This is a genomic window from Palaeococcus ferrophilus DSM 13482 (assembly GCF_000966265.1).
In the GTDB taxonomy this organism is placed as follows: Archaea; Methanobacteriota_B; Thermococci; order Thermococcales; family Thermococcaceae; genus Palaeococcus; species Palaeococcus ferrophilus.
The window spans coordinates 96,062-109,033 of record NZ_LANF01000019.1; the positions used below are offsets into that span (position 1 = coordinate 96,062).

The following is a 12,972-nucleotide window of genomic DNA, read 5'->3' on the forward strand; positions in this document are numbered from 1 at the left end:
AGATACTCATCGGGCATGGGTATGTGGGCTTTTTGGGATAAAACGTTTGTGCTCTGCAAGGTGTCAATCCAATATGGCAGAATTAAACCACCGTTTGAACCTTTCTCATAATATCGGCGAAAAACTTATAATGTGTGGGCAGTTTTTACTGTTTATGATTGTACTAAAAAAGAGGCGCCAGAGTAATCCAGCCACTTTAGCAGGAATGAACCGGTCATTTAAAGTCAAACTTTTGAGGTGGTAGAATGAGAGGGGTTAAACTCTACACACTACTCCTTACAGTTTTTGTTTTTGGGGCAACTTTCATGTATGCCCTCCCCTACATCGAACCCGGAATAAAGCTTGAGCTGACGGACGAGGAGGGGAAAGCGTTAAAGGGGTTCTCGGAGGACTACGAGGTTCAGATTCAGGTGGACATGGCAACCCCAGAAGGAATAAAGAGCGTGGGGAGTTACTCATACGGCTCCATGACTTTCTGGCGCTTTGATTTTACAAGACCCGTGATAACTCTCAACATTCCCCAGAACCTTCCTTCTCCTTCCACCGGGACGGAATACGGGGTTAGAGTCTCGGTCTGGATCATAGACGCTAGGAACCGGGTACTCTACGAGGGTGTTGGGGGTACCACTTTAACACATGAGGAAATAGGAAACAACAGGGCACTCAAGGAGGTTCGGATAAGCTGGGTGAGGAAAACAACCCTACATGAAATCTTTAACGTAGAAACATCGCGGATTAACCGCCCGGTTCCCCCCAAACCTCAGTGGCGGGTTGAGTTTGAGTGGAGACGGGTGCCCGACTCGTGGGAGGCCCAAGATTATGTAAAAGTTCCCGTTCTCATAGTGGACAACCGGAAGGGCTCTGGGCCGGTTTCAGCCAGTTTTGACCTCAGTGGTTCTTATAAAACGGAGTTCTCGGCAACGTTGGCCTATGGTTTTAAACTTACGAAGGCATTCAAAGGGCGTGAAGATCCCGTTGAAGTACTCTCCACTTCTGTGGACATATACGGGAAGAAATGGGTACCCGTTAGCGGAAGCTACTATTTCGGCAAGATCATCAGGATCTCGGGAGGCGGTACTGGGTATATTTACATACATGCCAAACCCTACTATCTCCACGAGAAGGAGTACGTATGCACCGCATACGGGTGCACAGAAACTGGATACGAACGTATTGACGTCGGTGTTTTTGACGTTAGGATAGCAGAAAGAGTGGATAACAAAGCGTTCCTGGATGGAGGGGGAGTTGAGGGGATACCGAATCTCCCTGGGTTCCACAATTTCATAAGCGCATCATCCAACAAAGCTTTTCAGGAGCTGAAAGCTAACGGTGATTCGAGAACCCTAAAATACCTGTTTGATGACCTCGGTGGAGAGTGTGGCATAAAATTCGGCGTTGGAATACCTGTAGGGGCGATTGCGGTTGCCTTTGGGGCCCCTGCTCCGGTGGCTGGGCTTGTTGCGTCGGTGCAGTACGAAAAGAGCGGCAGCGTTTCCATTGATGGTGTGATACAAAACGATGGGGGTTATCCTGTTGTCCTCGAAGGTGCTGGCTCCCCCACAAAGTACACGTTCAAAGAAAGCCTCTTCAAATCCTGTGACGTCTCCGTTCCTATGGGGTTCTATATGGAGGTTGAATCCGCCTGGAGAGATAATCCCATGGAACCCTCTCCTCCTTCGCCTGATCCCTCTCCCGAGCCGTCTCCCACCCCTTCGCCGGAGCCAACTCCCGGACCGCTTCCTCCCTGCAATCCACGCTCGGGGATATGCCCCCTCTCTTAACCTCACTTCCCAAATCCTTTATAACGTCCCCACCCAACTTCAGTTAGGTGTTGTTCATGGGTAGGACGATAAGCAAAATCATCAGTTATAACGACGAGGAGGCGTTTCTCGCCGGTATGGAGGAGGTTATGGAGCGCTTCACTTATCTGGCTTCCCGCTACGGGAGCGGGAACGTTGTGGAGGGTTTTCTTCTGTGGGACTACGTAGGCGTGAGGGACGATGAGGGCGTGAAGGTCTTCAGGCTTGGCGAGTTCCCCTACGTCGAGGGTGTCCTCCGGGTGGACATCGAAAAGCTCAGAATAATGGAGCGCTACTTTGACGAGATGGAGAGCAAGTGGGACGAGATAACCCCGGAGGAGATAAAATACTTCGTTGGGCTCCTTAACGAAGAACTCGGGGAGGAGATGGTATACTATGAGGCCTATGACCTCGGACTTGACAGGGACGAAGCCTACATCATACTCAACGTGAGCGCGCTGCACTACCTCGACCACGTGGTGGACGCCGAGGACAGGGACGTTTTTGAGGAGGCCGTGGCGCTCCTCATGGAGTACATTTGAGCGGGAAAAGGTTTAATTACTTTCCGTCATAAATCCGGTGGGTGAAACCATGGACTACGCAACGGCTGCACTGATGGGTCTGCTCCAGGGCGTAACGGAGTGGTTGCCAATAAGCAGTTCGGGGCAGACTATGCTCGCCATGATGAACTTTCTTGATATTCCTCCCGGGGAGGCCTATTCCCTCGCGATGACACTTCATCTCGGCACCCTTATGGCCCTCCTCTGGAAGTTCCGCTTCGACCTCGGTGAGATATTCCTCCGCCTTATCCGCTTTAGGGTGGGTGAGGAGGAGAGGTTTCTCGTTTACTCTACGCTCTTTACCGCCCTCGTCGGCTATCCGGCCTATAAGGCCCTCACCACAAGGCTCGAAGGCATGAACCTCGAGCTTGCGAACGCTCTCATCGGGGTTCTTCTTATCTTCACGGGCTTCTTCCTCCACAGGACGAAGGAGCACCCGGTGGTGAAAAAGGAGCGGGAAGCGGGCATCAGGAGCGATAGTGAGGTGGGCATAGCCGAGGCAATAGCGGCGGGGATAGCCCAGGGAATAGCGGTTCTACCGGGAGTTTCACGCTCTGGAATGACCGTTGGAACACTTCTCCTCTTCGGCACGGAGCAGAGAAAGGCGTTGAGGCTGAGCTTTTTGATGGCGGTTCCAGCGATACTGGGCGCGCTGTTCCTCGAGATGCCGAAGGAGCCCCTCCCCCTCGACCTCTCGCTCGTGGCCGTTCTGACGTCCTTCGTGGTGAGCCTCGCATCACTTGAGGTCATGCTCAAGCTGGCCGAGAAGCTCGACTTCTCGAAGTTCTGCTTCCTGTTCGGTGGAATCGCCTTGATAGCGGGTTTAATGGGGGTGTTGATGTGAAGGCCGTTGTCCTTGCCGCAGGAAAGGGTGAAAGGTTGAGGCCCCTTACCGATGACAGGCCCAAGGTGACCCTAAAAGTAGCCAACAGGCCAATAATCGAGTACGTTCTCGAGAACCTCTACCCCTTCGTTGATGAGTTCATCCTCGTGGTGCGTTACAAAAAGGAAGTGCTTATGAAGATCCTCGGCGACGAGTTCCATGGGAAGCCGGTAACCTACGTGGAGCAGAAGGAGGGTGAGGGAACGGCGAGGGCGATAGGCTCCGCCCGGGAGTTCGTTGATGAAGAGTTCATAGCCGTCAACGGGGACATATACTTTGAGCGCGACGCCGTGAAGGAACTCCTCAGGGCATTCAAAGGCGCCGACGCCGCCCTCGTGGTTAAGGAATTCGACGACCTGAGCCACTTTGGCATGGTCGAGGTGGAGGAGGGCTTCGTCAGGACCATAAAGGAGAAACCCGGTCCCGTCAGGGGCTACGCCAACCTCGGGGTATACCTCTTCAAACCCGAAATCTTTGAGTTCATCGAGAGAACCCCCCTGAGCGAGCGCGGGGAGTACGAGATAACCGACACGCTTTCCCTCTACATCTCCGCGGGGCATAAGGTCGGTGCGGCTGTCTATCCCGGTTACTGGAACGATATCGGCAGGCCCTGGAACCTCCTCGAGCTCAACGAGTACCTCCTTAAAACGAAGCTCGAGCACAGGATAGAGGGACTCGTGGAGGAGGGGGCGACGGTAATCCCGCCGGTGGGGATAGGTAAGGGTACCGTGGTGAGGAGCGGGGCCTACATAGTCGGGCCGGTAAAAATAGGTGAAGACTCAAAAATCGGTCCGAACTGCTTCATAAGGCCATACACGAGCATAGGGAACCACTGTCACATCGGAAACGCCGTCGAGGTGAAGAACTCCATAATAATGGACCGCTCCAACGCCCCCCACCTCAACTACGTGGGGGACTCGATAATAGGCGAGAACAGCAACCTCGGGGCCGGAACGATAACGGCCAACCTGAGGCACGACAACGGGCACGTTAGGGTGGAGATAAAGGGTCGTCTCGAGGATTCGGGAAGGAGAAAGCTCGGTGCGATAATAGGGCACAACGTGAAGGTTGGAATAAACGTCACCATCTACCCGGGCAGGAAGATAGGGAGCAACTCCTTCGTTGGGCCGGGGGTGGTGGTTGATAGGAACGTCCCGCCCAACAGCCTCGTCGTCGTCAGGCAGGAGAAAGAGGTGGTGGAGAGATGACGTGGGAGGGCATACTCCCCTACCTCAACTTTTTCTCACGGTGGGCCCTCTTCCTGGCCGTGGCCTACAAGGCCTACAGGGAGAGGGAGAAGAGCTGGGCGCTTCTGGCGTTCGCGTTCTTCATAAACGCCCTCGACATTGAGAAGTATCTCCTCACCCCCCTCGGCCTGACGGTCAACAGGGAGGCCTACGACGTGGCGTCCAAGGTTTCAAACTTCTTCGTGGCGGTTCTGGCTGTGTGGGGGGCCCTGCACCTGAAGTACAGTACATCCAAGTTGAGGCACACCCTGTACCTCGGCACCTTCGCGGTTGCCTCCTACGTGTGGCTTTTCCTCCTCGCGACGGACTTCTTCGGGGACAGCTTCGCGCTGAAGGCGTCCTTCCCATCACTGGCCTTTGGGGGGGCGCTCATCTACGTGGGTTACATCCTCAGGGGCTACGTGATAGAGAGGCGCAGCCTCCAGGAGCTCCTCCCCTGGGGATTAATCCTCCTCGGGGCGCTCAACCTGACTTACCCCGTTGGGAGGCCTATTGAGTGGTACTCCGAGTTCGCCTTCTCTCTCGCCGCGGTGGCGCGCTTGATGGCCGCCTTGGGGGCCCTGCAGTTTGTCCTTCTCCCTTCACCGCCCCTCCAGCAGAGCATTTCCTCCGTGGACATGGGAACGTTCCTCTTCACGAACGAGGAGGCCTTCAAGAGAAAATTCCCGGATGAGTTTAGAAAGGGCCATACGGTGGTTCTGACGAGGAAGGGGCCCGACTGGATAAATTCTAACGTCGGCCGCTACGGTGTGGCATTCTGGCTCACGAGGGTAAAGGAGGGAAGGATAGGGGACAACATAATCGCCATCTCCCCCACGAAGATAGACATCCTCGTTGACCTCGTTGAGAAGGAGCTCGAAAGGGGCTTCAGAGTGGTTTACCTCGATGCCTTCGAATATCTCATGGTGGAGGACGGTTTTGACGTGGCCGTGAAATTCCTGCTCTCCCTTAAGGACCGCGTCCTGGCGCACGAGGGTCGGTTCGTGGTTGTCATGAGCATGGATGCCCTCGACGAGAAGCAGAGGGCAATAATAAAAAGGGAGTTCGAGGTCGTGGAGGAGGCCTAAAAGAGGGCCCCGTACTTGTAGAATATCTGGCACGTGCCCTCGTAGGACACCATACACGGCCCCACTGGGTGCCTAGGCGTGCACTCCTTCCCGAAGAGCGGGCACTCCGTAGGCAACGCCAGCCCCCTCAGCACGGCGCCGCAGCGGCAGCCCTTCTCGAGGTCGGGCAGCTTCGGGGGTTTGACATTGTAGAGGCTCCTTATCTCGAAGTCCCTGAACTCCTTCCGAAGCTCCAGACCGCTCTCCGGGATTGTGCCGAGGGCGCGCCACTTCGAATCCCTCACCTCGAAGAGCCACTCTATGGTCTCCCTCGCCTCAACGTTTCCCTCGTACTTGACCACCCTCGTGTACTCGTTCTCCACTTTGGCTTCGCCCTTCCTTATCTGTCTGAGGAGCATGAGGATGCCCATGAGGAAGTCCACGGGTTCAAAGCCCGCTATCACCTGGGGAACCCCGTACTCCTCGGTTATGGGCTCCCAACCCCTGACGCCCACTATGGTGGAAACGTGGCCCGGATCTATGAGGCCGTGGAAGACAGTTCCCTGCTTTATCAGGGCTTTAACGGCCGGGGGAGTAAGGCGGTGCACGGAGTAAATCTTGAAGTTCTCCACCTCTTTCTCGACGGCCTCTTTGAGTATTCCGGCTGCGGGGGCTGTGGTGGTCTCGAAGCCCGGCGAGAAGTGGACGACGAGCTTCCCCTCGTTGAGGGCCATCTTGTAGGCGTCGTAAATGGAGTAAACGATTCTAACGTCGAAGCCTTCCCCTTTGAGGTCTGCGAAGCTCCCTATCGCCGTTGGGATTTTGTACATGTCCCCGAATGTCGTCAGGGTTATCTCCTCCCCCTCCTCCCTCGCGAGCCTCATTATCCCCATCATGGCAGCTATATCCTCGGCGGGGGTTATGCAGACTGGACACCCTGGTCCGCTGAAGATTTTAACGTTCTCGGGGAGGAGGGAGCGTATTCCCGAGCGCGTCACGGTGTCCTCGTGGGTTCCGCACACGTGCATAAGCCTTACTTCACGCCCAATTCGCTCCGCTTCCTTTTTTATCGCCGAGAGTATTCTCTCCGCAAGGGCTCTGTCTTCAAACACCTTGAGGTCTAGCATGCTCACTCCTCCAGGGCTTTCATCACTTCTTCCCACGCCTTGAGGCTCTCCAGAGCGGCCTTCTCATCGAGCTTCTCTATGGCGAAGCCCGTATGGACTATAACGTAGTCTCCAACCCTAAGGTCTTTTATGAAGTCCGTTCTGGCTTCCCTCTTCACGCCCCCGAAGTCAACTATCGCGACGTTACCATTAATCTCGAGAACCTTAGCTGGAACGGCAAGGCACATTTTTCTTCACCTGTTAGGGAGTTGGGGAGAAGGGTTTTTTAGGAATTTTTCAAACCAAAGGTTTGAAACAGAAAAGATGGGCTCAGAGGCCCAGGTGCTCTATAAACCTCTTCGTGTACTTAACGCTCTTCTGGAGCTCCACCTTCTGGAGTATCTGCCTTTCAATGGCCCTTATGGCGTCGTGGACTGCCTGGATGGCTCCCCACGTTTCGCCGGTGGCCACGTAGCTTCCCCTGTCGGTAACGACCCTCATCCTCGCCTGGTAGAGGTGCACTCCCCTGAACTTCTCGGGGAAGCGCCTTATGGTGAGGTAGATTATACCCTCGTTTCCGAGGGCGTCCTCGTAGCCGTCCACGAACTTCCTGACGTCCGCGATTATGCGCTCCCTCGTGAAGTCGCTGAGGACGTGGGCATCCCCTCCGAGCTGGAGGTAGAAGTGAACCTCCTTCTCCGTCATCTTTGAGATGGGCAGGAGAAGGTCCTTCGTCGTGAGTATTCCCACCACCCTGTTTTCTCCATCAACCACGACGAGGCCGTCTATATCGTTCTCCACGAGGCTACCAACGGCCTCCTTTATGCTTGCCTCGGGGCCTATCGTTATGACGCCCCTTATCATAACCTCCCTCAGCTGGGTTGAGAAGGGAGGTATCTTCTCCCCCGCGACCTCTCCGAACTGGGCCTTGAAGCGGGGCTTCATGAAGCGTATTATGAGGTCGTGGAGGGTAACCAGACCGAGGAGCTTACCCTCTTCGTCAACCACGGGTATCCTCGATATGGCGTTGTCCCTCATCGTGGCGAGGGCCTTGGCCACGGTGTCGTCGGGCCCGAGGGTTATGACCTCCTTCGTCATGAGTTCCTCAACCTTCTTCTTTCCAAACTCCTCCTTTGCGAGACGCCTCAGAATCTCAACATCGCTTATTACACCAATTATCTCCTTTTTGCTCTCTCCAACAGGGAGGGAGCGTGAGTCTATCTCGAGCATCAGCTTTGCAGCCCTGCTAAGGTCGTCCTTGGGGTTCAAAATTCCGGCTGGCTTGTAGACGTCCCTAACCTTAGCCTTGGTTGGGTCCCACTTGAGGTGGGAGCGAATTATCAAGTCCTGCGTCAGAATTCCCTTGTACGTCTTGCCCTCAAAAACAACTATCAAATCCGGGTCTTCCTTTTCAAAGATGCCGATGGCTTCAGAAAGGGGCGCTTCGATGTCAATCCTTGAGAACCTGTCGGTCATTACTTCTTCCACGAGAATACCGACCATGTTGTCACCTCCTTCAATTAAATATATCTCTTTCATTGCATTTAAACCTTGCTGATGGGTTTATGAATGCAAAAAAGCTGCATTGGATACCCATCCCCGAATTTCAGCGGTGATACTCCATAAAAAATAAAGAAAGAATTTTCAGCCGAGAAGTTCAACGGCCTCCCGCATCTCCATGTACGCCTTCCGTATATCGAAGAGCCGCGGGAAGGTTCCCCCCATTGACCATATGTTCTGCCTCAGGTACTCGAGGTCGTCCACACCCCAGCCCTGCATCATCAGGTTTACCGCGTCGTTGTACTTTTCCATCGCGAGCGCTAGCGTCTCGTTGTCGGCGGTGCTGTTGGGGTAGAGGGCGTCGAACTCGTCCTTCATGTCGAAGAACCACACCGTCCAGGCTATGGCGATGGAGTAGAAGCGCATTATCGAAACCTCTTCCGCGACCGCGCCCACGGTTATTGTCACGGGCTCAAGGCCATCCACGGTAACCGCGTACTCTCCCGCGTCCTCGAACGTGTAAGTGAAGCTCAGCGTTTTCGGATAACCGGGAACTATCGGCCCGCTCTTGGCCGCCTTGACGTCGCCATTGACCTTGAGCTCCGCGGTGTAGCTTCCGAGGGAGTGCCCCTCGTTTGAAACCACCGCGCTAACGGTCACGCTCTCGCCGGGTTTTATGGAGGTTGCGTTCACGTTGAGGTTTGAATAGACGATCTTCGCTTCCCGAGGAACCGGCTCGAGCAGCCACGGATCAAAGTAGACGTTGTCGCTAACGGTGTCCCCGCTTCCCGTCGGGGTCTGGAGGGTGTATGCAAAGCCCTCTATGGCGCTCGGCCCGTCTGGGGCGCCCCACCAGTTAAGTGTGGCGTTCACCCACGCATCGCTCCACGGATTGTAGATACCTATGTAGTTGCCCTCTATGTTGTTGTGATGAACCTCGAAGCCCGGTGTCGCCGCGAGTGCGTAAATTCCCCTGAGCCCGTTCTCTCTGATGCCGTTGTACGTTGCCTCCAGGTTGGAACAGTTGCCTACGGTCTCAATGCCATCCATACCGTTTGAGTTGATGTCGTTACCCATGATCTCAACGCTCATGGCGTCCCAGAGCCTCACGCCCACCTGGCTGTTGTTGGTTATGGTGTTGTATCCGATTAGGGCGTTCTTGTGGAGCTCGCCGGGGCTTCCGCCGAACTCGTAGGAGGTCATCTCCCCCACATCAAATCTCCGGAGCTGGTCCTCCACAACGCCCTCAACGTTTGAGTCCATGTCGTATACACCGGTCCAGAAGTCGCCGTCGTTTATTATCGGCTCGAACTCCTTTATGTTCCACCTTATCCTTCCATCAGGATAGAGAACCACCTGGAAGCGCAGGGGTGCCTCCGTAACGTTCTCAACGAAGTCCCAGTCCTCGTAGGTAATGAGGTAGAAGTCTATAACGACCCTGTCCGAAAATCCGAATATAGCCACGTAGCCCCCGTATTCGGCCGCGAGGTCATCGTTCAAGGCAAAGATAGCGTCCATGTTCCCAAAGTGGTCCCCGTCCGCGTGGGTCTCGTAGTCGTCGCACTCGTAGCAATCGTCGCCGTCTTCGAGGAGTTCTATGAGGCCGTTCGTGTTGACGTCTATGGCGGTTATGTTCTTTCCGAAGAACGGGAATGTGAACGGGAGCGGATAATACTCGCCCGTCTCGTCGTAAACGTCGTAGTCATCGCCCGTTAAGATGATGTCCGCATAGTCCTTGTTGAGCTCAACCCAACCATAGTCCACCCTTGGAATGGAGAAGAGGCTGATGTTCTGAGTCTTTTCCACGGATACTCCATAATCGTTCCGGGTTACATCGTTTCCAAGTACGCTTACGTAGTTCTCCATGTAGGTGTGTATTCCCCTGTTAAGCGTGCGGCTCTCGCTCACGTTGTTGTAGAGCAGGACGTTGTTATTGCCGTATCTAACCTCCATACCCCCACCGTTGTCGTGCACTCTGTTGTTCGTGAACATGCTGTTGTGGGAGTAGTAGGAGTAGATGCCGTTCTGGAAGTAGGATATTTCGTTGCCGTCTATGGTGTTTTCATTTCCGTATCTGATGTGTATTCCATACTGGCCGTCGTCGGATGTTATGAAGTTGTTTCTCACCGTGGTGAAGGACACGGTGTAGAGGTAAATAGCCTGGTAGTGGAACGTGAGGTTGTTGTTCTCTATGAGGAGCCTTCCCCCGTACTCTATGTTGATACCGTAGTTTCCTCCGGTAAAGTTGTTGTCTGCTATGGTGCCATGGTGGACGTAGTAGCCGTAGATGGCCACATCAAACTGGTTGTCCTGTATGGTAAAGTCGCTCACGTACTCGAGGTTGAGGTTCCCTGCCTCAAAAATGCATCCCTGAATCGTTAAGCCCTTCACGCCGCCCGCAAGGAGTCCGCCGAAAAAGTGAAGCTCCTTGAGGGTAACGTCCGCCGTGTCAGTTATGGAAACGCTGTCCTGTATTGAAGGCATGCCTCCATAGCCGCGCACAATCATGCTCCGTCCTATATGGATCGTGGTGCCTTCCAGATAGTTGCCGGGCAAAACGTAAATCGTGCCTCCTTCCTTAACTATGCCAACCGCTTCTTGGAGTGTGTGCACATGGTTAGCGTCGTACCAGTCTGGTGAGGCATCATCATCAACCCATACCACGGGATACGTACCGCCGTTAGCCGTTACTGTAGAGTAGGGGATAATGGACGCCAGTAGCAAAAGGGATAGAAAAAGGGACATCTTCTTCATGCTCTCCCCCCGCGGAGAAGCACAGCTCTCCACGTTTATTTCTTTGCCTTTTTTCTATTTAATCTTTGCTGTTTATACATGATTTTTGGGATAAAAATGCCTTCATTACATAATTTTATCGAATATTTTTTGGATATGGTTTTATAATGTGATGGGGCAAAGAGAGGGGAATGCAGGAACACTCTTTCGGCCGGTTCCGAGGGTAACCACGGCTACCACGTGGGAGAGCGTTCACCAAAAAAGCTATAAACTCGAGCCTTAAGAATGCAACTGAGCGCCGGGGTAGCCTAGCCAGGGAAGGCGGTGGACTCGAGATCCACTGGGCGTTCGCCCGCCAGGGTTCAAATCCCTGCCCCGGCGCCACAACGCCGAGCCCTTCTCTTTTTTAAACGAGCATTACCCAGTTTATGTCACTTATTTTAATCAGCAGGGCGTTCCCCCTGTTGCCCGTGAAATCCCTAACGTTCTCGAGCAGGATGACCTCCTCGTCAAAGTCCTTAAGCGTGCCCGTGAAGAGGTGCTCCGCCCCTATGGCCACCACCACGTTCCTGTTGAGCCAGGATTTCAGCGTCTCTTCAAGCAGGTACGGTCCTTCCTCTGCCGCCTCTCCCATTCTCTCACCCTATCCGGATAAACCCAAAGTCTATAAATGCTTTTCCTAAGAGGGACATGGGTGAAAAAATGAGATTCGTGATAAAGGATGAAGAGACCAAGAGAAAGTTCCTTGAGGAGCTCAGGGCTTCGGGCATACGCTACTCCCTCAGGGAGGAGCTCGGGTACGAGACGTTCATAGGCTACGTCATTGAGGGGACCCTCGAGGAGATAAGGGCGATAATAGACACGCTCACGGAGGACGCGAGGGAGGTTCTCATACAGGGGTATGAGAGCTTCAAGGAGAGCGTGGTGCACGCGGCGGGACACCTCAAGGAGGGGGAGAGCATCGAGGCCCTCCTCCAGGAGGGCTACTGGATGGCCGAGATAGTGGAGCAGCTGATGAGGAACGACGCCGTGGAGATAAGCGATGACGGCACGATAAAGCTCAAGGAGGGCGTTGATGTAACCTCCCTTAAATTCCAGTTCAAGATACCCTACGAGGTGATTCCGAACCCCGAGTCCATCGAGAGGGTGGCGAAGCAGTTCGCCTTCACCGACCTCCTGCCCCAGTACGTGGTTGAGATAAGGGAGCTCGAGGTTGGCAAAATAAACGCGGCACTGGCAATAGCCGCCAAGTACTTCGATGAGAGGAACGTCTTGGACGCTTACTTTGCTCTCCTCTCAACGGGCCTGATCGCCAAAGAAATCACGGAGAGCGTCAGGAACCACGAGAAGCTTCCGGTGGAGGCCCTTGTAAGGAGCTTCGTGGGCTCCGCGCCAATAGAGATAAACACCGAGAAGGGGGTCATGGTGGTCAACTACAACGCCAGGGCCCTTGAGGAAGTTCTTAAAAGGCTGGAAAAGGAAGGATACATCGACATAAAGGCCGGAAAGCTCAGGTTGGTGAGGGAGCTTTAATAAACCCTCACTTCTCCCTCTTTTACCTCGTTTTCTGACGGGAGGAGTACAAGGCCAATGAGCATCAGAGCGCCGCCGATGCGGCTCGTGAGGATGAGGGCGAGGATTGAAGGAATCAGGAGCGTATCCCTCGCATCTTTATAACGTCCCTCATCCACGAGAGCAATGGCATCCTCCATCCTGCGGTATATCCATATCCCCAGCACCACGAGTGGAAGGCCAATTATTATGCCTATTATCGTCATCAGCAGGAGCACCCCTATGAAGAGGGGCACGATAACGCTTAGTATTGCCCCCACCTTTATGAGGAGCTTCGCCGTCTCCACATCCGCCATGCTATCACCTCCGATTGTCAGTCCTTACAACACATAAACTTTTCGCAGTTTTATCGTGGAAAGTAGAACATGTTCGGGAGATAAAGGACAAATTGTGCACATATTTGATGCACCATTTCTTTCACATCCAACCAGACGTTACATGAGTTGTAACAACCCTCGGGAGATTCTCCCACGACGGATAACGCAAAGGTATAAAAACCATGAGTGCGCCCTTTGGTTATTAGAAA

General features: G+C 54.0%; 12 protein-coding genes and 1 tRNA gene. 7 read left to right on the forward strand and 6 right to left on the reverse strand.

Annotated elements, in window-relative coordinates; genetic code table 11:
* Positions 1-245: 245 nt before the first annotated feature.
* The 5 genes from PFER_RS10355 to PFER_RS10375 are packed head-to-tail and all read left to right on the forward strand — an operon-like array spanning position 246 to position 5,556.
* Positions 246-1,781: a hypothetical protein gene (locus PFER_RS10355; protein WP_052696234.1), complete on the forward strand. Its 1,536-nt coding sequence runs from the start codon at positions 246-248 to the stop codon at positions 1,779-1,781.
* A 56-nt stretch (positions 1,782-1,837) separates the two neighbouring features.
* Positions 1,838-2,341, forward strand: a complete 504-nt coding sequence (locus PFER_RS10360; protein ID WP_048151960.1) for a hypothetical protein — start codon at positions 1,838-1,840, stop codon at positions 2,339-2,341.
* 49 nt (positions 2,342-2,390) lie between these two features.
* A complete protein-coding gene (locus tag PFER_RS10365; protein WP_048151963.1) occupies positions 2,391-3,203 on the forward strand; it encodes an undecaprenyl-diphosphate phosphatase in 813 nt (270 codons plus the stop codon).
* Positions 3,200-4,450, forward strand: coding sequence for a bifunctional sugar-1-phosphate nucleotidylyltransferase/acetyltransferase (gene glmU, locus PFER_RS10370; protein ID WP_048151965.1), 1,251 nt, complete (start codon positions 3,200-3,202; stop codon positions 4,448-4,450). Before PFER_RS10365 ends, glmU begins: the two co-directional genes overlap by 4 nt.
* Positions 4,447-5,556, forward strand: coding sequence for a DUF835 domain-containing protein (locus tag PFER_RS10375; RefSeq protein WP_048151966.1), 1,110 nt, complete (start codon positions 4,447-4,449; stop codon positions 5,554-5,556). Before glmU ends, PFER_RS10375 begins: the two co-directional genes overlap by 4 nt.
* Here the strand turns inward: PFER_RS10375 and hypD are convergent.
* The 4 genes from hypD to PFER_RS10395 all read right to left on the reverse strand — a co-directional run bounded on the left by hypD (position 5,553) and on the right by PFER_RS10395 (position 10,895).
* Positions 5,553-6,662, reverse strand: coding sequence for a hydrogenase formation protein HypD (gene hypD, locus PFER_RS10380; protein WP_048151970.1), 1,110 nt, complete (start codon positions 6,660-6,662; stop codon positions 5,553-5,555). The two genes, PFER_RS10375 and hypD, sit on opposite strands and share 4 nt — an antisense overlap.
* A 2-nt stretch (positions 6,663-6,664) precedes the next feature.
* A complete protein-coding gene (locus PFER_RS10385; protein WP_048151973.1) occupies positions 6,665-6,889 on the reverse strand; it encodes a HypC/HybG/HupF family hydrogenase formation chaperone in 225 nt (74 codons plus the stop codon).
* An 82-nt stretch (positions 6,890-6,971) separates the two neighbouring features.
* Positions 6,972-8,144: a CBS domain-containing protein gene (locus PFER_RS10390; protein WP_048151975.1), complete on the reverse strand. Its 1,173-nt coding sequence runs from the start codon at positions 8,142-8,144 to the stop codon at positions 6,972-6,974.
* A gap of 141 nt (positions 8,145-8,285) precedes the next feature.
* Positions 8,286-10,895 (reverse strand): right-handed parallel beta-helix repeat-containing protein, encoded by a 2,610-nt coding sequence (locus tag PFER_RS10395; RefSeq protein WP_084593960.1) that lies wholly within the window; start codon positions 10,893-10,895, stop codon positions 8,286-8,288.
* A gap of 276 nt (positions 10,896-11,171) precedes the next feature.
* On the opposite strand from PFER_RS10395, the gene PFER_RS10400 reads away from it, so the two are divergent.
* Positions 11,172-11,258 (forward strand) — tRNA-Ser (locus PFER_RS10400).
* 22 nt (positions 11,259-11,280) lie between these two features.
* Here PFER_RS10400 and PFER_RS10405 read toward each other — a convergent pair.
* Positions 11,281-11,508, reverse strand: a complete 228-nt coding sequence (locus tag PFER_RS10405) for an LSm family protein (protein WP_048151979.1) — start codon at positions 11,506-11,508, stop codon at positions 11,281-11,283.
* 68 nt (positions 11,509-11,576) lie between these two features.
* Here PFER_RS10405 and PFER_RS10410 point away from each other — a divergent pair, with 68 nt between their 5' ends.
* A complete protein-coding gene (locus PFER_RS10410; RefSeq protein WP_048151980.1) occupies positions 11,577-12,407 on the forward strand; it encodes a hypothetical protein in 831 nt (276 codons plus the stop codon).
* Here PFER_RS10410 and PFER_RS10415 read toward each other — a convergent pair.
* Positions 12,404-12,742 (reverse strand): hypothetical protein, encoded by a 339-nt coding sequence (locus PFER_RS10415; protein ID WP_048151983.1) that lies wholly within the window; start codon positions 12,740-12,742, stop codon positions 12,404-12,406. The two genes, PFER_RS10410 and PFER_RS10415, sit on opposite strands and share 4 nt — an antisense overlap.
* Positions 12,743-12,972 lie beyond the last annotated feature (230 nt).